This is a genomic window from Porphyromonas loveana (assembly GCF_003096695.1).
In the GTDB taxonomy this organism is placed as follows: Bacteria; Bacteroidota; Bacteroidia; order Bacteroidales; family Porphyromonadaceae; genus Porphyromonas; species Porphyromonas loveana.
Genome location: NZ_QEKY01000004.1, coordinates 41,787 through 65,228 on the forward strand (window position 1 = coordinate 41,787; position 23,442 = coordinate 65,228).

The window sequence follows — 23,442 nt, forward strand, 5'->3', positions numbered from 1 at the left end:
TTTGCGTACAAGTACGCGAATATGAAAACGTCGTTTTTTACCTCTGCGTACAAGTATGAAAGCGCGAAAAATCTTGTTTTTGGCTCTTCGTACTAAGTGTTTGTCGATGAATCGGAGCAATCGGATTCATCGTAACAATTTTGAGAACAGGGCGAAAGCAGAAGTTTCCCGACAATCGGAGTCATCATAATAATCATGTGTGAGAAGGCTGTCCTGCCCAATGGGTGTGTGCACCTGGCTATCCCCGCATTTACGGATTCGATCACTGATATGTGTGAGAAGGTTGTCCTGCCCAATGGGTGTGTGCATAAGAGTTTTTACATGTTTTGTATATAGTTTTTGTTTATATTTGCTACCGGGTGGTATTCGGAAGACTCCATCCGCGTTTACGTTCGTTTTTGCGGGCAAAATATGACGAAGTATTGTAGCAGAATCCGATAGTTATATGATAAAGGTTTTCTTGGATACTGAGTTTGCCAATCTGCACGATCAGGCCACACTCCTCTCTCTCGCACTGGTGGATGAGAGGGGAGATGCTTTCTATTCTATATTGCCATCGGCAGAAGGCGAGGCCCTTTCTCCTTTTGTCCGTGAACATGTGCTCCCTGTTCTGGAGAAATTGCCTCAGATGAATGAAGGGAGGCTGACATCATTTCGTGGTAGTAGGCAAGAAGTCGTGGTACCACTTACCAGTTGGTTGGAAAATCGAGGCGATGTAGTACAAGTGTGGGCGGACGTAGCTTACCATGATTGGCAACAATTTTGTTCGCTTTTCGGGGGAGTACAGTCGCTGCCAACTTGTATTCATTACATACCGATGGATCTGGCTACACTTTTGTGGGTGCGAGGAGTGAATCCCGACAGCGTACGCAGTAGTCTGATTGCACAGGAATTTCTTCCTGAAGGTTATGTACCGCATAATGCTCTTTCTGATGCATACCTTGGTATGCTTATTCTAAAAAAATACCAATCTGATGTGTGATAAAAATAGCAGCTGCCATATTTTCATATTCCCGTTTCAGTGGGATTATATCGGTCGCAAAGTGTCCCCAAAGGAACACATTCCCTACAATGATAGAGCGGATATACGAGCCTTTGACCGATTATACTCGGAAGTAAGCCCCCTGAAGCGTAGCTATTTCAAAATAGGACAATCGGCAAAATACTACAACGAATATGTTTACTTTCATCCTTTCGCCCGTAAAGCGCTCTACGGGACGGAGGAGAATGAGTCAGTCTATTACTACGAGCTGGATGCTGCAGATGGGGTGTACTCAATAAATATTCGCACGGCTAAATTCTCCAAGACTTATGATCTGACGTTGGACCGTGTGTCTGTCCATGTATTCGATACCGGTGTCGGCATTGTTTCATTCTCTCTGAAGAACACCAAGTACACGGATGAAGAAGATATTCTCCGCATCAATGATTTTGGGCGTCGTCTATATCCTCAGTTTTTAACAGAAGATAATCGTTTGGGTGCCAAGAATCGTTTTTTGGCCGATTCTATTTCGGGACATATCGGGTCGCTCAATTTCTATGAGGATTTTCGACAATATGAGGAGAGCATTGAGCATCGAAGTGCATTCTTATCTCCCGATCATATCCGTCAAGTTTTTGGATACAGCCCCACGGATCAGGTAGGCGACCCATGGTGCAAGTTTGTCTTTAGAGATGAAGACGAACGTGCAGGTACCATCCGTATATCGCCCATAATGGATGATCGGATGTATTTTTTGAGTTACTATTACAATAAGGAATTGTCAGATAAAATAAAAGAATGCAAGCGATCCCGAAGTTTCAGAGACCGAATTGGCAGTTTATGCCGAGGAGGCAACCAACCTAAGTATGCCTACGAAGTAGGATCTAAGAAGGACTTTTGGTCACGCTATATGTTTGGAGACGGTCTGGACCTTGGCATCGCTAACGGAGATATGCAGTTGTCGGAAACGCAAAGATGTACTTATGCTCGATGGGTAGAGTCGGGGACTCTGATTGGTATCACTCGAGATTCATCCGTTTATCTCACCAATTGGGATCTAATTGAAACACACTTTACCAGTATGTACTATCAGATGGCTATTCTTTGTTTGGTGCAGCGAGCAAGCGTATTGCGCTTCAGCGGAGAAATAGCCAATCTGACAGAGGAGATTTTGGGGAAGAAAAAGAAGGTCGGAAAGCATATCAAGGGGTTGTATGAAAATTATATCCGCTTCCTCAATCAAATCTTTTTCAGGGAAGTAACGTCTCAGATACAGGGAATAGAAATGTATGAGATGTTTCAGAGGAATATGAACATAGAGCGAGATGTAAAGGCCTTGGATGAAGAGATGGCAGAGCTCTTCAACTATTTGGAGATTGATGAGCAGGGAAAACTGAACAAGGTGGCGAATGTGTATCTGCCACTCGCTTTGCTGACGGGGCTGTTCGGGATCAATACGTTTGCAGATGACGGCTGGTTCAAATGGCTTTTTGCTTTCGGAGGAAATGGAATGACATGGAGTATAGGGGATACATTCACGACAGTCATCATAGCGATGTGTTTGTACTTCCCCATTAGATATCATATAAAAAACAGAAAATAAAAAAGGAGGTCATTTATGTGTGTGGTAAGTAGCGTTTGCAGCTGTGTGTGTAGCTGTTGCTGTATATGCATATGCTGTTGTATTTTCATTATTGCTGTTGCCGTCATTCTAATTGTGTTCTTTGATCGGTGTATTAAGCTGAAAATGACGGATTTGGAATGGAATAAAAGATTAGAGCTGGAAAAATTGCGTTCCGAGAATTCTCGCAAAAAAGGTAGTACATCCGACGACAAGGAAGCAGGTCCGGATAAAAATAAAACGACAAATGAAGAGAATTGAATTTAAGCTGAGGCAGCATACCCCTATAATCCACTTTCAGGCAAAGGATAACGGGGCTACGTTGAGGGCTTCGGAAGTAAAGTCGAAGTTGGATAGATATATCATTTCGAAGATAGGATCTGGCAAGGTTGAGCAAAAGGGATGGCATATCCCCGGACAAAAGTCTGCTCTACACTACAAACTATCTTTTCATGTTGAAGGAAGTATCAAGTATTTCCTGCCGATGAATAATGTAGCTGAAAAGTTCCGAAATGCTTTCCTGGTAGAAGCAAATAAAAAATTGTCTCTACCGATCGAAATGCTTTCTCCTTCTCCCTATTTTGCCAATGAAGATAAACTGAAAAAACCTGGATCCGGGGATAATAAATGGGATGAAGTGCGTTTGGCAACTCAAATAGAAGGTGATATTTATGGGGAGATCTTATGCCAAAACGAGGAGTTGAGCAAAATGATAGAATCGCATTTGCAATCTTTCTTCTTGCTGCACAACTTTGGAGCAAGGCAAAGCAAAGGTTTTGGTAGCTATACGGTGCGTTTGTTGAATGACAAACCCATAAATGAGGACAAAAAAAGTATTGCTCAGAAGATGTACGATCTGCGTGTGGACAACTGTTTGAAAAGCCGCGTAGATGTTCACCACCAATTAAGCCAAATACAGCGGTTTCATCATAAACTTAAGACTGCTGCTAATGGACAGTATTCCGAATTGCGACAATACTTCCATGAAAAGGCGATAGAGTGGGAAAAACCATTGGTACGTGAGATGGTTGGATTAGGAAAGGAGAAAGGAACCAAATCCTATATCACTATGTATGTCCGTGCCTTATTGGGGCTTCATGGGCAATTTGAATTTCCTCAGCTGAATCGCCGAGTCAAAGTTTCGAATCAAGTGGCTAACCCTCCGATTGAGCGTTTTGCTTCTCCTATTATTTATAAGCCAATAGGAGACATCATATACCTGATTTTGAAAGATATTCCGGATGAAATGTTCGATATGGAGTTTGTCCTCTCTACGGAAATGCGGGAGAAACGAGTGCGAACGCCGAAAAAGGCGACTTTCGACTTCGAAGATTTTATGGCATATGTTCAAGATAAAAACATAAAAAACACCGAAGAATTGTTATGACAACATACACAGCCATTACCATAGGACCGATCTACAGAACCATTATGAAAGCTCGTAGTACAAAAGCATTTTGGACTGCCAGCTATATGTTTTCTTGGATCATGAAACGCTTGGTAGAAGAACTATCAAAAAAGAATATTTCTATTATTTCTCCGTATGCCGATACCTCGAAAACAATCAAAAAGGTCGGACTATATCCCGATCGGCTTTTTGCAGTGGGAAAGGTAGACAACATCAAGGATATCATTTCCAAAATTGAAGATGAACTTGTCAAGAAGTTCATGAAAATCCCGGACACCGAATGGGAAGAACACGAGATAAAAGAGTTCTTATCGAGCTACATCAAGGTGTCGTCGATCACAATAGATTCGGATAAAAAAGAAGGGCTACTCTTAGAACTCAATAAGTATTTAGATACCCAAGAATTGAATCAAGTAGCTGTGTCTTTTTCTTCAAATGACTACTTGACAAAATTTTTGGAGTCAAAAAACAATCCATTTATTGTGGGGGATTTTGGTAAAGAGGAACGGGCTTTTGAGTCGATTTCAGAAATAGCTGTCTCCGGTTACTTAAGTGATGAGGAAGTGCGTAGCTACCTGAATGAGACGCAAGAAGTTAATTATCCAAAATTATCGGCCGAAAGAGAAGACTTCCTCAACTGCTATAAGTATATGGCTATTGTGAAAGCTGATGGAGATAACTTCGGAAAATATATCAGCAAGCTCGACACGGTAGAAAAAATGCAGAGTTTTTCCAAGCATTTCTTCGATTTTTCTGAAGAAGCAGCGAAGAAGTTGTTTACGATGAGGGCTAAACCCATCTACATCGGTGGCGATGATCTCTTCTTCTTTACACCGGTGAGAATGCCTTTGTTAGAAAAAGATATTTTCGATTTGATCGAGACAGTGGAGCAATCCTTCCATGGTTTTCGTGAAAAATTAGGAGAGAATAGTCTTTCCATGTCGTATGGTGTCAGCATCCTCTACTACAAGAGTCCTATGTCTGAGGCAATGGAAGTAGCCGATGCCATGTTGAGAAAGGCGAAAGATGGTGAAAACAAGGATCGTGTGGCTGTCTCTATCCAAAAGCATAGTGGGCAGAAGATAGAGTTTCTTCTACCCTGTAAGCATACCGTAAGTGTTGCATCCGGGCAACAAACGCTGTATAATGCAGCCCGCGATCTCATGAAGCGCACTGTAAGTAATCCCTCTATGATCAAAGGGCTTATCTATTGGATAGATGAAATGTACGAACCCATCATCTCCAAAGTTGCCGGAGATGCAGAGCGGTTGAAAGCCGTCTTTGAGAACTTTTTCGATGAGGATGTGCACAAGGACAATTGTTTTCTCGATGATGTCAGAGAGTTTATAGTCTGTATGCATAGCTCAGGAGAAGTTTCTGATGTGAAAGTACAGAAGGAGCTACTGCACGGAATCTTGCGTTATTGTCAGTTTGTAAATGCTAAAGACGAGAAGTAATATGCCTACTTATTTAGTCAAACTTACGCCCATAGACAAGTTCTTCTTTGGGCAGAAAAATACTTTCGAGAAAGACAACGTCAATTATTTTGTCCGTTCCTCTCACTTCCCACAGCAGACGGCTTTGCTCGGATTGCTGCGTTATCAACTTTTGTGTCATGCAGATAAAAGCGTATTCGACAATAATAAGATTGTAAATAGTAAGGCTGCGAAGGAATTGATTGGAGAAAAGAGTTTTTCTCCTGAGGAGCCCTCTGTGGATAACTTTGGACTGATCGAATCTCTTTCTCCTGTGTTTTTGATGGATAAGGAGACCGGAGAGATGTACCTCCCTGCCGGTTTGCGGTATCAAGAAAAAGAAAAAGAAAAGGGTAAATACGAACCTTTACATCTCAAAAAGGAGGGCAGTGTAGTCTTACTTGAGGACTATGACACTAAGAAAGGAGTTTATAGCCGTTGGATTTCGGATCGAATACAGAGTGATACCATTGCTGAGGATGATTTCTTTAAGGAAGATACTCGTGTCGGTATTCGCAAGAACTACACAGGCGGAACAGAGGATGATGCTTTCTTCTGCGAAACTTTCTACCATTTCGCCAATTATGTTGGAGGAGATCTGAAAGAGGGGAACGAAGGCACTGCCCATAGTAATTGCGAGAAAGAATTGAAGAAGGTGCATGATTATTGCTTTGCATTCCGATTTCGGGCTAAAGAAGAAGTCCGTTTTGAAAAGAGCAAGATAGTGCATTTGGGAGGAGAGCGCCAGCCTTTCCTCATGGAAGTAACAAAGGAAGAGAATACAGATCTGCTACCTCTTAAGGATTTTTCTTTTGCGAAAGACAGATCTCTGTATATGGTTTTGCTGCTGTCAGATGCATGCATTCCTTCTGAAATAGCAAAAGAAGCGCTCTTTGCGATTACCGAAGTAAAGGATTTTGCTTGTCTCTTAACTCAAACAGATGGAGACCGTCGTTTCTATAATCGATTCGGAAAAAGGGTAAAAGGACACAAGGAGGTCAAGACGAAAGATGTGCATTTGACCCACGAAAGGGAGCTATACATAGCCGGATCGCTCTTCTACTTCGAAGACTATGAAGCCGCAGACAAATTCTGCCAGAGAGTAATCTCTTCTCATTTTCATACAATCGGCTATAACTACACAACAATCATCGAACCAGACAACAAACAAAAAACAAGATAGTATATGAAAACAGCTGCTTATCTAATTCGCTGCCTTACCAATCTCCACGTAGGTAAGGGAGGTGCCAACTACGATGTCGTAGACAATAGTGTACAACGAGATGTGACAACGGGATTGCCGTGCATTTTCTCATCCAGCCTTAAAGGAGCACTCAGACAGTTCTGCGCCTCAAACGATCTGCTAAAGGAGGATCTTGATTACATCTTTGGTCCTCGGACAGAAACTAAAAAGCCAGAGAACAAAAAGAAAAATGAAGGGCAGGATGATAAAAAGGAAGACAAGAATAATGACAAGGAAAAAGACAACGGAATAGGGCATTTCTCCTTTTTTCAAGCTAATCTGTGGGCTTTTCCCATTCGATCGGATAAAGAGGCGAGAGGTTACACTTTGGCGACAAATGCCAATTTGCAAGAAACAATCACCTCACTTGCAAATGCACTAAAAGTAAAACCGGACTATCCCAAGGCAGGAGTTTCTCCCGAAGCTAAAGAAAAAGAAGTTGTCGAAGAAGTGAAACAATTACCCGTGATAGCCCGTAATTGCTTGGAAAACGGCGAAAGCAAAAATCTTTGGTACGAAGAAGTAGTACCGTCTGAGTCATGCTTTGTGTTCTTTGTTTCTTACGATGATGAGAAAAAGTTTGAAACGTTCGATAAGATTATTCAGTCAAAGCCAGTGCAGATAGGAGCTAATGGATCTATCGGATATGGTTTCTGTTCAATCAAAAATATCTCGAAGTATGATGAGCAATAAAGATGTTCAGAGACATATCCCCAAAGCAATGGACGCAATTGAAAAAGTCGGCATTGCTAAAGGGAATAGGATAGAAAAGGTGCACGAGGGGTATATCAACTCTTTGGGTGCGAACATTATTCAGTCGGGGCTTCTTCCCACTCTCATATTTTACAACAAGGAAAAAAGAGAGCTTTGGTTGAAAGCTCTGTACTATATGTGGTGCGAATCTGAACCGCAAGATTTGAGTAATCCCACGGCGATTATCCGAGAGATCATTGGCAAAAAAGGGGGCAAGTTGAGCGAGATAAAACTCAACCCTTCCGATGAAAGAAAGATTCTCGAGTATGCCGTTGCGCTTAAATTGGCAGCACGGACATTTGTTTTCGTAGAGCCTGATAAGAGTAAGGAAGGAGGTGAATGATGAACTACGGACTGTGGTATTATCGTCGTTATTTTGATACGTTGGAGTTGGACAACAATGGAGAATTGAAAGATACTTCCCAATTCAATGCAGGTGGAGCTGACCAGTTGAAAAATGTGCGTACCCTTCCATCTCTTGATGACCCTTTTGAGAAGGTGTTTGATGCGACTTCATCTCAGGTACAGGCTTTTGATTTTGAGTTGAAGACGACCTATCCAGGGCTATTGTGCGGAGTGGGTTACCATCATGAAATCAATAAAAAGGAAGGTTCAAAAGCTTCCGATAGAGAAGAGAAAAAGGAGTCGGGAGAGTTTTACCAACTGGGTATGTACTTCGATCACACGACCGGCATGCCGGTTATTCCGGGTTCTTCAATAAAAGGTGCTTTGCGTTCGGCTGTCAAGAATTGGGATTTTCTCACCGGTAAATTCTTCAACACTCTTTCCTGTGAGGAGAAAAATTCCGCGGAGGAAAGATTACAGAAGGAATTTATAAACTCCGTATTCGAGGGTAAAGGTCAGTCGATATACGAGCGTGATATATTCTTCGATGCAGTGCCTATAGGAATTGAAAAAGGAGGAATATTGTTCGGTGATGACTACATCACACCTCACGAAAAGCCCCTGCGCAATCCTGTTCCGATTCGTTTTCTAAGGGTAAATCCCGGAGTAACATACCGGTTCCGTTTTATACTGAAAGACACTAAGGTATTAGTCGGCGGGAAGGAAATACTCTTTTCGGCAGAACAAAAGCGAGATCTTTTCAAAGAAATAATCCTCACCTTCGGTTTAGGAGCGAAGACCAATGTCGGATATGGACGATTCTGCGAGTGTAAGTAAACAGAGAAGAATCGGTCTCTTTATCTTAATCAAAAATTACCCGGGCGTATAGTTCGGGTAATTTCTATTGTACCGAAGGATTAGGTACTCCACATCCCTTTATCATCGTTATGACATCTATCGTCAAAGAGTCATTGCCGACTTTCCTATCCGAGTTTTCTGCATTTCATTTCAGAGTAAGGTTTGAAGCACAGAAGGCGGTTAATTTTAATAGTAAGTGGTATTTTCTTCCTCGTTTTGCTTTGGGGAATGCTCTCAAGAAGAGTCCGCATTATGCTTACCTCTATTCGGAGATATTCAAGCCCCAGGAGGATGCTGAGGGAGGGGCGCGGAAAGCGCTGCTTTCGACCTCTCGTTTGATCATCAGAGCAGATAAACCTTTTAGACGCGGATTTGCAGCCGGAGAACCTCTTGATTTGTACATAACGATCGTAGCCAGGGACGTCTCTTTGGTTGATGATTTTCTGAAATTCCTGCCCGAATGGCAAGACTACAACTTCTTTCGTGAATCATCTCTGGCCTACCGCTCCTATCAGCTATTCAATCCGGAGACTGATAAGTATGAGAATAGCCTGCGGACTGAATCCTCCCGTTTGACAATCGATTTCTTCTTGCGGCATGCACCCTACTGGGAGGACCTGCTGTGCATACGCTTCCTCTCGCCCACAAGTGTCAAGATAGATCAGGTCTTGACCGACGAGATTCCTTATTCACGTTTGATGAATCGTCTTTCGCGGAGACTATACGAATTACACTCGGCTTACCTCCATGCAGGAGGAGAATCCAAACCATACGTTTATGCCGAGAGTGACAACTTATTACTTGCACAGGTGAGTATGCCCCGCAAGCCTACCATCAAGGATAATCGCCACTATGATATGGCCGGAATGTTGGGGCAATTATTCTATCGTGTGCCTTACGATCCTGTGGCTGCCATCATGCTTGCCATAGCACATTGGGTACACGTGGGCAATCATACGATTTCGGGTAATGGGCAGATCAGTGCCTCTGGAGGTAGTACTCGGTTGTATGATATGTGGTTGTCCTTGCTGGAGAAGGATAGGGCAATACCGTTGGAAGAAGCGGAGCGTGATGGTCTGATCGCATCGCTTTGTGCCCAGAACTATGTCCCTGCACCTTATAGATCGCTACACATCCCGAAGTCGGACGGAGGCTTTCGAGAGCTTAATATTCCGTCGAAGTTGGACTTGTATTTACAGAAGAGTCTTGCCCAAGTGTTGTATCCCGTTGTGGATGCTTTGTTGATCCCGCAGAACTATGCTTATCGCAAAGGCAAAGGTGCAGTAGCAGCCATTAAACAGGTCGAGCATCTTCGTCGCACATTGGACGACAGCTACACTATTGTTCGTTGTGACATTGATGACTTCTTCGATACGATTCCTCTTGCTGCCCTTATGGAGCAGTTGCAAGACTTGACAGGCGATCCTTTGTTGGCAAGGATGGTCGATTTGTGGATGCGTTCGGGGACAGTGGACAAGAAGCTGCAGTATCGTCCCAATTCGCTCGGCATACCTCAGGGAAGTCCGCTTGCTCCCATGCTTTCCAATCTCTATCTGACGGAGACCGATCGCTATATCGCACGCAATATCACTACAGAATTTGTACGCTATGCAGATGATCTGTTGCTGTTTTTACCCGAAAAAGTACACCCATTGACTTGTCTGCAATCATTGAACGACCACTTGTCAGTTAGGAAGAAACTCCGGTTGAACAAAGATTTTGTTGTTTCAGACATACGGGCTTCATTCAGCTTCTTAGGGATAACCTTCCGATCGGACGGCGGTAGAGAGATGAGTCGAGAAAAGACCGACGCAGTCGAACGTAAGATTGCGACTGCCCTTTATCGCGATACTGAGTCTTTTAGTGCATTGGCCGAAACCATCCGGGGGATGTCCAATTATTACCAAAAACTCGTCTCCAAAGTCGATCTTGAGATAGTCGACCGGATCGCGACAGAGGTGTACGCATCCTATATTGTCTCGCATGAAGGAACGCAGGAACGGAAACGTATCGTGGAGCAGCTCGTACGTATTGGTTTTTTGAATCAACAAGCAGCTGCAACCCGACTACAAACAGCTGTCCGCAAAAAAGCTACATCGATAGCCGATCTCCCCAAACCTAAAAAGGTGGAGGATATGCTACAGGAACAACGCAGGGGGCAGCTGCAAAAGAAGGAAGAAGTATTCGACCTCGTGGTTGATGAGCCGGGAGCCTTTGTGGGCATCAGTCGTAATCATGTAGTCGTGAAAAAGTTTGGCCGGATTATCAGCAAGCAACCGGCAGCACAGATTGAACAAATCAGCATTGTAAGCGAAGGAGTCTCGTTTAGTAGCAATGTCACGAAGTATTGTCGCAAGAAAAGTATTCGTGTCGTCTTTTACAACGCTGTAGGAGAGGCTTATGCCACGCTCAACGGTATGGACACTATCCTGCCTTCGGTAATGGAGTCGCAGATGGAGCTGGATGAGAGGCGGAGTCGACTTTTTATAGATTTACTTGTGCGAAACAAGATCCGGAACCAAGGCAAACTGCTTCGATACTATTACAAGTATTACCGAAAAGAGGAGGCACTGGAACGGGCATTGGCGCAAGCCATCGACGAACTCAAACAGTTGGAAGCGGAAGAGTGGGGCGGTAAGACGTTGCGGGACTACAGACAGAATGCCATGTTGCATGAAGCACGGTGTTCACGGATCTATTGGCAGGTCTATGCTTTGCTTGTAAACCGTGCCGGATATCCATTCGATAGTAGAGAGCATCAAGGAGCTACTGATCTTGTAAACCAAATGCTCAACTATGGATATGCCATCTTGCAGAGTTACGTCATGAAGACGATCGATATTTGGCAACTCAATCCCAATATCGGTATCCTACACAGCACACAGGACAATAGACCTGCCCTCTGCTTTGATCTGATGGAGCAGTACCGTTCTTTCGTGGTGGATCGTAGTATTTTGGCCTTGCTGTCCAAGGGTGAGGAGGTGGGACAGAACGACAAAGGACTACTTGATATGCAGACGCGTACGCGTATTATTTCCAAGATCAATGAACGGTGGTTTGCCTCCGAGTATTACCGTTCGGGCGAAAAAGTGTTTTCTGAGATTATGAAGTTGCAGACTCGCGATGTGCGAGACTTTTGCCTTGGCAAGATTGCGCATTTAAAATTCTATACCCCCAAATGGTAAGAGGAGGACAAGCAGATGAAAGATAAGAAAGTGCTTATTGCCTACGATATTAGTGCCAATAAACGTAGGCGAAAGGTGGCCGACAGTCTTGAGAGGTGTGGGATGCGTATCAATAAATCAGTTTTCATCTGTACACTCAGTTGCGAATTAGATCTGCCCGATTTAGTGGAGATGGTTACGTCTCTGATAGATCGTAGAGATCATGTTTTCTTTCTGCCCTTGTGTAAGGGATGCTATGAAGCAGCGTGGTCTGTAGGGGCTGGGACTGCAGCACCTCGGAGTCGGCGGAAAAGAAAAACCCGACTGATCGGGTAGTTTTCAGTACGGCAGCAAAGGCTGTGCGACAACAATCGCGCAGCCTTTGTTGTCTTTTTACTTGAGGAAGAGAAGGAGGTATGTAGCGGCTCCGCCTATGTATCCGAGCAAGGCCAAGAGCGAGAAGCGTTTCAGATAGTAGCCGAAGCTAATCTTCTCCAATCCCATGACGGTAACGCCTGTGGCCGATCCGATGATCAGCAGGCTGCCGCCGGTGACCGCGCAGTAGGAGAGAAAAGTCCAGAACGAACCATCTGCCACAAAAGGTGAACCGGCTATGGACGAAATATCATACATCCCCATCACAGCGGCTACCAAAGCAACGTTGTCCACCAACGATGAGGTTAGCCCGATCATAAAACTGATGAGCGACGTGTTGCTGGTAAGTGCGCTCAGATCTTTGCCGAAAGAGGCGAGTACGCCCGATGTCTCGAGTGCTCCCACTGCCATCAGGATACCGAGGAAGTAGAGGATAGTCGTCAGGTCTACATCCGGCAGTAGTCTTACGATGGACAGCTTCTCCCGCTCTTGGATTGTATGCAGATTCTTGTACATGAGATCAGTATAGAGCCATAGGATGACCACACCGATCAAGATGCCGATAAACGGCGGAATGCCGAAAGCAATCTGATAGACCGGTATTAGCACAAGGGAGGAGACCCCGAGCCAGAATATGAAATGCCTATGTGCAGCCGGTATCAGGCGGAAGTAATCATCACTCTCTACGATCGACCTCGTTTCTCTCAGCGTCACTTTATTCTTGAATAGGAAGAAGTGGGCGGCAATAAGAGGCAGCAGCATATTGATAAGAGCCGGAACAAAGAGATGCAGGACTTGATGTGCCACACTTATCCGTCCATTAGTCCACAGCAAGAGGGTGGTGACATCACCGATAGGAGACCACGAACCACCGGCATTGCATGAGATGATGATCATACAGGCATACTTGAGCCTGTCGGTCTTGTCCGGTACCAACTTCCCGAGAATGGCAATAAGCACGATGGCGGCAGCCAAATTGTCCAATAGGGCAGAGAAGAAAAACGAAGAGATGCAGAAAAACCACAGCAGTGATCGCTTGTTGTTCGTCTTCACGTGTCGGGTTACGGCCTCGAATCCGCCATGTTTGTCCACGATATTGATCAGAAGCATGGAGCACATGACGAAGAAAAGCGTCTCACAGACATTGCCCAAATGCTCCTGCAGACTGTTGCGAATAAACATATCTGCAGAGGCTTTGGATGGTTCCTGTCCGGCAGCAATTATGGCCGCTGCCTGCCCGTTGTCCGCTGATATTGCCTGAGCATCAATCATTAGGATGCCCCAGAGAGCCACGCACATAAAGAGGGCAATGGCTGTCTTATTGACCCTAATCACATCCTCCAAGGCAATCGCAACGATGCCCAGGAGGAAGATTAGCGGAAGAAGTTTAAAAATCATGGTTGTGCCTGAATGGCAACCTTGAAGGAGTAACCCTTAGTTCCGTCTGCCGAAGAAGCGGAGAAGGTAGAGGAAGAGGTTGATAAAGTCGAGATAGAGCGCCAATGCTCCCATCAATGCAACCTTGCGAGCTACGTCGCCCTTGTCCACTCCTTGTGTCTGAGCCAGCATCTGTTTGATCTTATTGACGTCAAATGCCGTGAGACCGGTGAAGATAATCACTCCAATGATGGAAATGATGAAGCCCATGGCATCCGAACGCAAGAACATATTGACCACTGTGGCCAAGATGAGACCGATCAAAAGCATGAAGAAGATGCTACCCCAGCGGCTCAAGTCTTTCTTGGTCGTGTATCCCCACAGCGCCATAGCACCAAACATGCCGGCTGCAATGAAGAAGGTCGTAGCGATGCTTGTGGCCGTGTACACGATGAAGATACTGCTGAGCGTAACCCCATTGAGCAGGGAGTAGCCTGTAAAGAGTAGGGATGCCGTGAAGAACGACATCTTACCGATACGAGCCGATAGGATGAATACCAAAGCCAATTCAGCTATGATCAATCCCCAAAGCAGACCCGGGTTCATTATGATCGTATAGATGAACGAGCTCTTGGCTACGAGCATGGCTGTAAGAGCCGTAATGCCGAGGGCGCCAAACATCCATGCAAAGACATGGCGCATCGTGGTAGCTTGGAGGGTGCTATCCACATAGATGGTGGATTGGTTATCCAATTCGTTGTAGTTCATATTGTCTTGATTGTTTTTTGTTAGTACTCTGTGTTGTTATTCTACATCGGGCAATGGCTCGATAACCTCGCCGCCATTGACTATCTCTGCGTCATAGTCCATCACGCAGGGTTGAAAGTTTTGTGGGAATTCGAATCGTTCGTCCATGAGGTATCCCAGCTTGGGATCGGCATAGACGCGTTTGAGGAACTCGGCAAATATAGGTAGCGCCGATGCTGCACCCTGTCCTTGTGCCATGGAGTCGAAGTGCACCGAGCGATCTTCACCGCCTACCCAGCAGCCCGCAACGAGTGAAGGAGTGAAGCCGACGAACCAACCATCGCTATTATTCTGTGTGGTACCGGTCTTACCTCCCATATCGGTCTTGATGTTGTAGCGGTATTTCAGACGGCTACCCGTGCCTCCTTCTACTACAGACTTCAGCATATAGAGCATCTTGTAAGCTGCATCGGCAGGCAATACTTCTACCATGTTGGGTGTGAACTGAGCCACTACGTTGCCATACTGATCTTCTATGCGCGTTATGGGGAGGGGATTGACTCGAATACCTTTGTTTACAAAAGCCGTATAAGCACTTACCATCTCCTGTACCGATACGTCCGGCGTACCCAGACAGATGGAGAGACTCGGATCCAAGTATCCGTTCAGACCATAAGACCTCAGCAGACGAACGAAGGTATAGGGCGAAGTCCTGCCCATAAGGTAGGCCGTCACCCAGTTGGATGAGTTCTGCAGTCCCCATCGGATGCTTACCATCTCTCCCACGCGTCTCGCTCCGGCATTCTTGGGGGTCCACGGCCTGCCCGATTCGGTGTACAGCGTCTGTGCTACGTGCAACATTTCATCGCAGGGCGATATGCCCTCTATCATCGAGAGGGAGTAGAGGAACGGCTTGATGGTAGAGCCCACCTGACGGCGTCCCTGACTCACCATGTCGTACTGGAAGTTGCGGAAGTTGATGCCGCCCACATAGGCTTTTATGTGGCCGTTATGCGGACTCATTGCCATGAAGCCTGTGCGGAGAATACCTTTGAGATACTTGATGGAATCCAAGGGAGACATGACCGTGTCGATCGTACCGCGCCAGCTCCATACCTGCATCTTTCTCTTCTCGCGGAACGACGCTCGGATGTTCGACTCGGATATGCCGGCCTTCTTCATCTCGCGCCAGCGGTCGCTCTGCCTCATGGCACGTGAGAGGATTTTCTGTTGTTCGTCTTGAGAGATATTGCGGGAGAAAGGAGCATAGCTGCGTCCGCGCTTTTCTCGGTCGAATATGGGTTGCAGTACCTCCTTCATCTGTTTTTCCACAGCTTCTTCGGCATACTGCTGCATCTTCAGGTCGATGGTCGTATAGATCTTGAGACCGTCGGTATATATATTGTAGTACGAGCCGTCAGATTTCTTGTTCTTGTTGCACCAACCATAGATCGGGTCGTTCTCCCACGCTACCGAATCGGCACGGTATTGATCCACTTGCCACTCGAAGTAGTTTTTGCGCTCGGGCTTTTTGGCCATGAGCATCTGACGCAGGCGTTCGCGGAAGTAAGGAGCTTCGCCGTCGCGATGCGTGATGCGGTGGAAGGAAGTGACCAGTGGCAGCTTCTGGAGGGAGTCGCAGGCTTGTTTGGTGATGTACTTGGCCTTGTACATTTGCTCCAGTACGATATTGCGACGGCCGCGGCTGCGTTCCACCTCCCCATGCAGAATGGGATTGTAGTAGGCCGGATTTTTGCACATACCCACGAGGACAGCAGCCTCTTCGATCTTCAGATCGGATGGTTGCTTGCCGAAGTAGGTATAAGATGCCGACTTGATGCCCACGGCATTGTACAGGAAGTCGAAATAGTTGAGATACATCGTGATGATCTCCTCTTTCGTATAGAAACGTTCCAGCTTCACGGCGATCACCCATTCGATGGGTTTCTGGAAGAGGCGTCCTACCTTTGTCTCTGTGCGAGGAGAGTAGAGTAGCTTGGCCAACTGCTGTGTGATGGTACTGCCACCTCCCCCGCTTTTCTGATTGAGGATGCCGCGCTTGACTACTGCGCGGAAAAGTCCTTTGCTATCGATGCCCGAGTGGCTGCGGAAGCGCACGTCTTCCGTGGCGATGAGTGCTTTGATCAGATCGGGCGAGATCTCGTTATAGCCGGTGTAGATACGATTGTCCCCGCTGTGAGCATAGGAACCGAAAACCTTCCCGTCCGACGAGATTAGTTGCGATGCATACTTGTCGATAGGATTCTGCAGTTGCTCGATGGGTGGCATATAGCCGATCACACCCGTAGCAATGAGTATAAACAGAATGCCGATGATGGCCCATCCGGCTATGAAAGCCGTCCAGAGAAGCCGAACGATCTTTTGAGTAAGCGTATTCAACGTTTTACTGTTCTTAGATTACAAATAACGAGGGGGCGTTGCCCCGCAAACCTCTATTTGCTCTATTAACGAGCTCGGGCACTGAAGAATTGTATCTCCCCCTCTTACTATTTACTATCCTTTAGTGAGGCTGTTTCAAAACTTGATTTTAGCACAGCCCCGATTACTTCCTTCGTTCTTTGATGAGTCCGTAATTATAAGCTTCGTGTAGCTTCTTCAGGTTTTCCACCTGCTTGCACAGTACGCGGCCGTTGTCCGTGTCCTTCACGAGCATACGGTGCGAGGTAAACTCCCGAACCACGGTGATGCTCTTGATGTCCTCCATCTCCTCGATGGCCTTGCGGGTGCTGCTGAAAGGTTCGTGCTGCACGAGATGAAGCCCTTGTGAATTGAATATGAGCGTATAGCCGGCAATACCCGTGCTGGACTGGTATGCACGGCTGAAACCACCGTCTATCAACATCAACTTCCCTTCGGCCCCGATGGGGAGTTCGCCCTTCTTGGCTTTCACGGGTACATGTCCGTTGATGATGTGTGTGTCAGGTCCTTCAAGTCCGAATTCTTTCAAGATCATTTCGCACACAGCCTTTTCTTGGCGGTAAATGTAGTAGTAGCCCTTCTCTTCGTGGTGCGTAGTCTTGTCTTCGATGAAGTAACGCTCGAATGTGGTCATCATCGCCTTGTCGAATAGGGGCGAATCCGGCCCGCACCACAGGTACCACATATAGTCCACGGCCTCGCTTCGCTGCTCGCTCTGCTCCGGAGCCACGTATGCTGCGCGTATCATCTCCTCCACCTTGTCCAGCAAGGCCCGTCCGGCATAGGTCTTGTCTCCTACACGTACTTTCTTGAGCGACTTGTCCTTGTTCAGCGGTATAGAGGCGTGGTAGAGCAGGTTCATATTATAGGTGAGGTACATGCTGCCGTTGCGGTAGAGGCATTGGAGATGCTTCTGTAGCTTTTCGCTATGCAGGAAGCTGCTCATCAGCCTGTCCACGATGTATTGCTCTTGGTTGGTCAGTGCATACGGGTCGGCGGGATCGACCGTTGGGAAATGCTTGTCCAGCATGGGATATACACCGCTCGGCAGGCTTATCGTGCCATCGGCGAAGTTCACCAGATGGAAGATATCCCTATTCTCCATCTTGTACTCGGGATGGCGGGCTATAATCTGGTGTTCCAGCTTGAACTGAATGATGGCGATGGCCTTGTGCATTTGGCTGATGAGATAGACGCTCTTGTCGTCGTAGGTCTGATCAGCCTGTGCCAGCTTGGGTTTGAACACCGTGCAGGGATCATTGGCATAGGTATCCATGGCAAAGCGTGCCAGCGGTAACAAGTTGATGCCGTACCCATTCTCCAGTGTGTCCAGATTGGCATAGCGCAAGGCGATGCGCACCACGTTGGCCATGCAGGAGGCATTGCCCACGGCAGCTCCCATCCAGAGCATATCGTGGTTGCCCCATTGTATGTCGAAGTGGTGATACTGCATGAGCGCATCCATGATGATGTGTGCCCCCGGGCCGCGGTCGAATACGTCGCCCACGATATGCAGGTGATCGATCACCAATCTCTGTATCGTCTCACTGATGGCGACGATGAAGTCATCGGCACAGCCGGTCGAGATAATGGAGGTGAAGATGCTGCTGATATATGCCGACTTGTTGGGGTTGATCCCGTCCTCGTGCAGCAACTCCTGTATGATGTAGCTGTACTTCGGAGGCAGCGTCTTGCGCACCTTGGAGCGCGTGTACTTTTCGGCGGCTTTTTGGCACACTTTGATGAGCTGGTTCAGCGTCACCATGTACCAGTCCTCCATCTTCTCATCGCTTTGCTTCACGAGTTCCAGTTTCTCGCGCGGATAGTAGATCAGGGTACAAAGCTCTTTCTTCTGATTCAGACGCAACTGACCGCCGAAGACCTCGTCCACCTTCCGCTGGATGCTACCCGAGGCATTCTTCAGCACGTGGATGAAGGCTTCATATTCGCCGTGGATGTCCGCCAAGAAATGTTCCGTCCCCTTGGGCAAGTTGAGGATGGCTTCCAAATTGATAATCTCGGTGGCTACTTCGGTTGCCGTCGGAAAACTCTCGGACAATAGTTCCAAATAATCCAATTCATGCTTGGACATCTGTACCGTCTGTGTCTTATCCTTACTCATTGTGAAGCAATAGTGTTAGGTTTATATTTCTCCCAAAGGTACTGACTTTTCTATGCAAGCAGACACTTCGCCCCGAAAAATCGACAAATAATAAAGAACTCGCCAATCAATATCTTTGTCTGTCTGCCTTCATTTCGTGGCATAGATGCAGATGTCTGCCATTGAACCTCTCGTAGTGGGATGTCTCAATCATTCGATTTTGGTCCAGCCTCAGAAGCCGTGTTGGAAAGAGGCGAAATGCAAGGGTGTCGAGAGTGGGAGAAGAAGGTGTATATGACCGAACCCGAAACTCAAAGGCAAAACAGCCATTCGTCCTTCTGTAACACAGCCTTTTTGCTTAATATTGATTTTGTCGTCTTACTACAGGAAATGATCGGATATCTTCTTTTTACGTCATTTTTTACTTTCGCGTACATGTACGCAGAGGTAAAAAACGGCGTTTTCGCGTTCGCGTACATGTACGCAAAGCCCAAAAACGCAGTTTTCATGTTCGCGGACTTGTACGCAGAGCCCGAAACAGTGTTTCTCGAGCTTTCGTACACGTACGATAGGCAGAATCGGCATTTTTAGCGCTCTTCGAAACTCTTTGGAAAGTCAGATTCGGATTGTTTCGACTCTTCATTCATCTGCGTCGCATCGCCGGCCGTTTGCGGGGAGAAGATACCATCGGTCGACAGTCATGCGAAAAGATGGTTCCGACCGATCGGACTGCTCCGACAGCCCCGTCTGCTCTCTCGAATTGCTTCGATATAATACCGGCACGAAGAACGCGCGGAGCCGAGTTTTCATTTTCGAATAATGTCGAAAGACCTTGCAAGACTTTACTCTTTGATTTTCAACGCGTTACTGCTTTTCTCTCTTTTTGCTGTTTTTCGAAATACAAGAAAAATCCCTGCCGGCTTCATTATTTTCGAATAAACAGCCTTTTAGGCATTTGTAACTGCCTGATTATCAATGGGCATTTTTCGCAGAATTCGAAAATTGAGAAAATAGAAACTTCTCTTCATTTCTTTCGAATGTTTAGAAACTTTGTATATCTTTGTCACAGAATGAGATAAAGCCTATTGCGGGTGGATGAATGTTTGTGCATGAACATTTTGACCCCTCGATTTTCGAAGAAAACCAAGAGGCTTGTTATTAGTCAGTTACCCAATTAGGAGCTCTTTAACTTATTGATAATCAAATTCTATCTATACAGTATCAGTCTCAAAGGCTATCAAGACGGGTTGTCGTACCTACGACTGGCTCGGCTACAAACGCTATCTATACAGTATCAGTCTCAAAGGCTATCAAGACATGAAATATATTCATGTGTCTTGTTGTTCTCTCTTACTATCTATACAGTATCAGTCTCAAAGGCTATCAAGACTCCTATGAGGATCATCTCGGGTCTGTTCCCGAGATCACTATCTATACAGTATCAGTCTCAAAGGCTATCAAGACTCCACCATTGTTGATGGCTAGTGAACCACTAATAGTGCTATCTATACAGTATCAGTCTCAAAGGCTATCAAGACGTGAAAAATAGACCGTTTTGGCCTTGTTTAATGCTCTATCTATACAGTATCAGTCTCAAAGGCTATCAAGACTTTTTTATAGTTTTTTTAATTACCAATATCCGTGATCAACTATCTATACAGTATCAGTCTCAAAGGCTATCAAGACAAAGTGTCCGTCACTTTCGCGATCATTCTGTCAAGTCTATCTATACAGTATCAGTCTCAAAGGCTATCAAGACGGTTTTTCTCCTCTTTGGATTTCATTGACTTCAAAAGAGACTATCTATACAGTATCAGTCTCAAAGGCTATCAAGACCTTACTTTTGTTATTTTCATAGAGGAAGGAGTATTTTCTATCTATACAGTATCAGTCTCAAAGGCTATCAAGACCCCTATTTCCTTGGGTGTAGATTGTACCCAATTGACTATCTATACAGTATCAGTCTCAAAGGCTATCAAGACGTGACTTCAATCACTCCGGGAGCATCGCCCCCGTTGAGCTATCTATACAGTATCAGTCTCAAAGACAATCCACCCTGTAGAAAGGGGCCGGACTCTATATGAGTGATTTCATGGAGTCGGCCTTTCTATAGGGTGGATGTAATGGTGATCATCGTAGACAGATGGTGTTTCGGTATTAGCTGGTCTGTGATATGTACGATTCTCTTCGGGCTCTCTCGTATCGTGGTAATCCGTAGCGGATAGCCGGTTCATAACCGAAATAACACAGAGGGGGCGTTGCATCATGTATGCAACGCCCCCTCTACTTTATGCGTAAGATGGAGATTTTGCTATTGTTCTGTGGCAAAGAGAGCTGTGATCTGTTCGTAGTCGGCTTGGATTTGCAAGCGCAGTGCTTCCATAGAGTCGAACTTCATATCGTCACGAACAAAGGAAACAAACTCCACGCGCACCTGTGCTCCGTATATCATCTGGTCGAAGTCGAAGAGGTTCACTTCTATAGTGCGTTGATCACCGTTGTTCAGCGTTGGTCGCCGACCTATATACAGCATCCCGTTATATTGCGTCCCACTTACGGTAGCACGCACGGCATAGACTCCGTCACAGGGGACGAGCTTATGCCTGTCGGCAATCGTGAGATTGGCTGTCGGGAAGCCTAACTCGCGCCCGATGCGAAAGCCGTGTTCCACCTTGCCTGTGAGGATATAGTCGTAGCCCAAGAGCCGATTGGCGAGAGCGAGATCGTTTTGCTCCAAGGCTTGGCGAATGGCACTTGAGCTGGCAGGCATGCCATTGATTTCGGCTGGCAAAGCTTTCTGCACGCTCATGCCCAAGGGGCGGGCGATGGTCTTGTATTCTTCTGCACCGGCTATGCGTCCGTGCCCGAAGCGATGATCATAACCAACAAGCAGGGCGCGTACATGCAGTCGTTCATGGAGGATGGTCGTAATGAAGGTCTCGGCCTCCATCGCTGCCAGATGCGGTGTGAAAGGAAGTACGACGGTATAGTCTACGCCTTCGGTTTCGAGACGGTGGAGTTTCTCGCTCGGGGTCGTGAGCTTTTGGTAGGGAGTGCCAGGGCGTACTACGGATATGGGCGGAACGTCGAAGGTGACCACCATCGTAGGAAGTTGCTTTTCCGCAGCCATTTCCTTTAGTTGGTCGATCAGAAATCTGTGCCCGCAGTGCACGCCGTCGAAGGTGCCGATGGTGGCGGCAACTTCGGGTATCCATTTGAAATTGCCTATCGGTGTATTATAATCGTTGGGGATGGTTATCGTAACCATGATCTTGGATTTTGCTTGCTTCGTTCTTTCCAGATCTCGAAGTGGATTGTAGTCTGGTTGGTTGCGGGGTCGGTATAGGCACGACCAAGAGACTGCCCCGTTTTTACTCGCGTACCGGCACTCACGTATACTCGGCTGAGGTTGGCATAGACGGTGATGTAATTACCATGACGTACCATTACGGCTGTGTTGTAGCCCGGGATGACAAATACGCTGGACACGACACCGTCAAATACGGCTGTGGCATCGGCTCCTGCAGCGACGGCAATGTCTATGCCACCATTATTGACTTGTACTCTCTTCAGTTCGCTATGCTGATGCACACCGAAGTCGCTTATGATGCGGTAGCTGCCGCGGACGGGGCCGGGCAGACGACCTTTGTTTTGCGCAAAGCTGCCGGAGAGCGCTCGCTCAGTTGCATCCATGGCATATCCGCCTTTGGTCTCTGCTTTGCGTTCCGGCTCGGCGGGTACGGGTTTGCCTTTGGCTTTCGCTTCGCGGGTCAATCGTTCGCGCTCCTCACGAGCACGGCGTTCGGCGGCCTCTATTTCTTTGGCGATTTGCTGTTCGATCTTTTTGTTCAGTGCTTCGGCCTGCTGCTTTTGTTTCCGTAGTTGCTTTTCCAGATCCTTTTCTTTGGCTCCCAAGGCTTGCACTTGACGGCGTTGTTCCGCCTGCTCGCCCTCCAACTTTTTCTTCTCTTGTTCGCGCATATGGAGGAGTTGGCCTTTCTCTTTTCGAGCTTCTTGCACGATCGCACGCTCCGATTCCAATTTGCTTCGTGTTTCACGCAGCCGTTGCGAAGCCTCCTTGTAGGCCGATGCATATTGCTCGAGGAAACGCATCCTTCTCATCCCTTCGTCGAAGCTCTTGGCAGACGCTACGAAAAGCATGCGGTCGATCGATCGCTTGCGTTTCTGCATAGATTGCAGGGCATGCACGTATTCATTGGTGCGCACGGTCTCTTCTGTCGATAGCCGATTGCATACGCCTGTCATGGAGTCAATGTCTGCTTGCAGACCCTTGACTTCTTTGTCCAGGAGTTGAACGACTTGTTGGCGTTGAGCCACCTGCTTGCCGAGGAGATTCAGATGTTTTTGCTTGTTCTGCTTGTCTTTTTTCGTGTTGCGCAGCTCGCGATCGGTCTTTTCGATAGCTTTTAGGGCTTCCTTTCGTTGGTTTTCGAGTTGTTGTACTCGCTTCGACTTCTGGGCAAGGGCTGACTGTGTCGATAGCGCGAACGCACAGATAAGAAGTAGATATGGTAGATGCTTCATGACGATGGG

At 46.6% G+C, this 23,442-nt stretch carries 16 protein-coding genes and 1 CRISPR repeat array; of the genes, 10 read left to right on the plus strand and 6 right to left on the minus strand.

Features of this window, described 5'->3' with window-relative positions:
* The first annotated feature begins 445 nt into the window (after window positions 1-445).
* From C7382_RS02880 to cas2, 10 genes are all read left to right on the plus strand, one after another.
* A complete protein-coding gene (locus C7382_RS02880) occupies window positions 446-982 on the plus strand; it encodes a 3'-5' exonuclease family protein (RefSeq protein ID WP_116678816.1) in 537 nt (178 codons plus the stop codon).
* Entirely contained in the window at window positions 975-2,585 is a 1,611-nt protein-coding gene (locus C7382_RS02885) for a hypothetical protein (RefSeq protein ID WP_116678817.1), read from the plus strand. The genes C7382_RS02880 and C7382_RS02885 overlap by 8 nt, the downstream gene beginning before the upstream one ends.
* A 265-nt stretch (window positions 2,586-2,850) precedes the next feature.
* Window positions 2,851-3,990: a hypothetical protein gene (locus tag C7382_RS02890; protein ID WP_116678818.1), complete on the plus strand. Its 1,140-nt coding sequence runs from the start codon at window positions 2,851-2,853 to the stop codon at window positions 3,988-3,990.
* On the plus strand, window positions 3,987-5,468 hold the full coding sequence (gene cas10 / locus C7382_RS02895) for a type III-B CRISPR-associated protein Cas10/Cmr2 (protein ID WP_116678819.1): 1,482 nt from the start codon (window positions 3,987-3,989) through the stop codon (window positions 5,466-5,468). Before C7382_RS02890 ends, cas10 begins: the two co-directional genes overlap by 4 nt.
* Before the next feature lies 1 nt (window position 5,469).
* Window positions 5,470-6,669 carry a type III-B CRISPR module-associated protein Cmr3 gene (gene cmr3 / locus C7382_RS02900; RefSeq protein ID WP_116678820.1) on the plus strand — a complete coding sequence of 400 codons (1,200 nt, stop codon included), beginning with the start codon at window positions 5,470-5,472 and terminating at the stop codon, window positions 6,667-6,669.
* 3 nt (window positions 6,670-6,672) lie between these two features.
* On the plus strand, window positions 6,673-7,422 hold the full coding sequence (cmr4, locus tag C7382_RS02905; RefSeq protein ID WP_116678821.1) for a type III-B CRISPR module RAMP protein Cmr4: 750 nt from the start codon (window positions 6,673-6,675) through the stop codon (window positions 7,420-7,422).
* The gene (locus C7382_RS02910) at window positions 7,409-7,825 is read left to right on the plus strand and encodes a type III-B CRISPR module-associated protein Cmr5 (RefSeq protein ID WP_243405639.1); all 417 of its coding nucleotides are present in this window, start codon (window positions 7,409-7,411) and stop codon (window positions 7,823-7,825) included. Before cmr4 ends, C7382_RS02910 begins: the two co-directional genes overlap by 14 nt.
* Window positions 7,822-8,664, plus strand: a complete 843-nt coding sequence (gene cmr6 / locus C7382_RS02915; RefSeq protein ID WP_243405640.1) for a type III-B CRISPR module RAMP protein Cmr6 — start codon at window positions 7,822-7,824, stop codon at window positions 8,662-8,664. The genes C7382_RS02910 and cmr6 overlap by 4 nt, the downstream gene beginning before the upstream one ends.
* Window positions 8,665-8,774: 110 nt before the next feature.
* The gene (cas1, locus tag C7382_RS02920; RefSeq protein WP_116678822.1) at window positions 8,775-11,870 is read left to right on the plus strand and encodes a CRISPR-associated endonuclease Cas1; all 3,096 of its coding nucleotides are present in this window, start codon (window positions 8,775-8,777) and stop codon (window positions 11,868-11,870) included.
* A gap of 15 nt (window positions 11,871-11,885) precedes the next feature.
* The gene (cas2, locus tag C7382_RS02925) at window positions 11,886-12,185 is read left to right on the plus strand and encodes a CRISPR-associated endonuclease Cas2 (protein WP_116678823.1); all 300 of its coding nucleotides are present in this window, start codon (window positions 11,886-11,888) and stop codon (window positions 12,183-12,185) included.
* Window positions 12,186-12,242: 57 nt separating this feature from the next.
* Here the strand turns inward: cas2 and nhaD are convergent, their stop codons facing one another.
* From nhaD to C7382_RS02960, 6 genes are all read right to left on the minus strand, one after another.
* The gene (gene nhaD, locus C7382_RS02930; protein WP_116678929.1) at window positions 12,243-13,619 is read right to left on the minus strand and encodes a sodium:proton antiporter NhaD; all 1,377 of its coding nucleotides are present in this window, start codon (window positions 13,617-13,619) and stop codon (window positions 12,243-12,245) included.
* Window positions 13,620-13,658: 39 nt separating this feature from the next.
* Window positions 13,659-14,369, minus strand: a complete 711-nt coding sequence (locus C7382_RS02935; RefSeq protein WP_116678824.1) for a Bax inhibitor-1/YccA family protein — start codon at window positions 14,367-14,369, stop codon at window positions 13,659-13,661.
* 36 nt (window positions 14,370-14,405) lie between these two features.
* The gene (locus tag C7382_RS02940; RefSeq protein ID WP_116678825.1) at window positions 14,406-16,748 is read right to left on the minus strand and encodes a transglycosylase domain-containing protein; all 2,343 of its coding nucleotides are present in this window, start codon (window positions 16,746-16,748) and stop codon (window positions 14,406-14,408) included.
* 163 nt (window positions 16,749-16,911) lie between these two features.
* A complete protein-coding gene (locus C7382_RS02945) occupies window positions 16,912-18,879 on the minus strand; it encodes a fructose-1,6-bisphosphatase (RefSeq protein ID WP_207772698.1) in 1,968 nt (655 codons plus the stop codon).
* 1,216 nt (window positions 18,880-20,095) lie between these two features.
* Window positions 20,096-20,945: a CRISPR direct-repeat array (repeat unit 37 nt; unit sequence CTATCTATACAGTATCAGTCTCAAAGGCTATCAAGAC).
* A 254-nt stretch (window positions 20,946-21,199) separates the two neighbouring features.
* Window positions 21,200-22,156 carry a riboflavin biosynthesis protein RibF gene (ribF, locus tag C7382_RS02955; RefSeq protein ID WP_116678828.1) on the minus strand — a complete coding sequence of 319 codons (957 nt, stop codon included), beginning with the start codon at window positions 22,154-22,156 and terminating at the stop codon, window positions 21,200-21,202.
* Entirely contained in the window at window positions 22,144-23,433 is a 1,290-nt protein-coding gene (locus tag C7382_RS02960; RefSeq protein ID WP_116678829.1) for a murein hydrolase activator EnvC family protein, read from the minus strand. Before C7382_RS02960 ends, ribF begins: the two co-directional genes overlap by 13 nt.
* Window positions 23,434-23,442 lie beyond the last annotated feature (9 nt).

Bases quoted from the DNA above. Each gene is read 5' to 3' on its own strand.
- C7382_RS02880 (WP_116678816.1), top strand. From the start codon at position 446: ATGATAAAGGTTTTCTTGGATACTGAGTTTGCCAATCTGCACGATCAG.
- C7382_RS02885 (WP_116678817.1), top strand. From the start codon at position 975: ATGTGTGATAAAAATAGCAGCTGCCATATTTTCATATTCCCGTTTCAG.
- C7382_RS02890 (WP_116678818.1), top strand. From the start codon at position 2,851: ATGAAGAGAATTGAATTTAAGCTGAGGCAGCATACCCCTATAATCCAC.
- cas10 (WP_116678819.1), top strand. From the start codon at position 3,987: ATGACAACATACACAGCCATTACCATAGGACCGATCTACAGAACCATT.
- cmr3 (WP_116678820.1), top strand. From the start codon at position 5,470: ATGCCTACTTATTTAGTCAAACTTACGCCCATAGACAAGTTCTTCTTT.
- cmr4 (WP_116678821.1), top strand. From the start codon at position 6,673: ATGAAAACAGCTGCTTATCTAATTCGCTGCCTTACCAATCTCCACGTA.
- C7382_RS02910 (WP_243405639.1), top strand. From the start codon at position 7,409: ATGATGAGCAATAAAGATGTTCAGAGACATATCCCCAAAGCAATGGAC.
- cmr6 (WP_243405640.1), top strand. From the start codon at position 7,822: ATGATGAACTACGGACTGTGGTATTATCGTCGTTATTTTGATACGTTG.
- cas1 (WP_116678822.1), top strand. From the start codon at position 8,775: ATGACATCTATCGTCAAAGAGTCATTGCCGACTTTCCTATCCGAGTTT.
- cas2 (WP_116678823.1), top strand. From the start codon at position 11,886: ATGAAAGATAAGAAAGTGCTTATTGCCTACGATATTAGTGCCAATAAA.
- C7382_RS02935 (WP_116678824.1), bottom strand. From the start codon at position 14,369: ATGAACTACAACGAATTGGATAACCAATCCACCATCTATGTGGATAGC.
- C7382_RS02945 (WP_207772698.1), bottom strand. From the start codon at position 18,879: ATGTCCAAGCATGAATTGGATTATTTGGAACTATTGTCCGAGAGTTTT.
- ribF (WP_116678828.1), bottom strand. From the start codon at position 22,156: ATGGTTACGATAACCATCCCCAACGATTATAATACACCGATAGGCAAT.
- C7382_RS02960 (WP_116678829.1), bottom strand. From the start codon at position 23,433: ATGAAGCATCTACCATATCTACTTCTTATCTGTGCGTTCGCGCTATCG.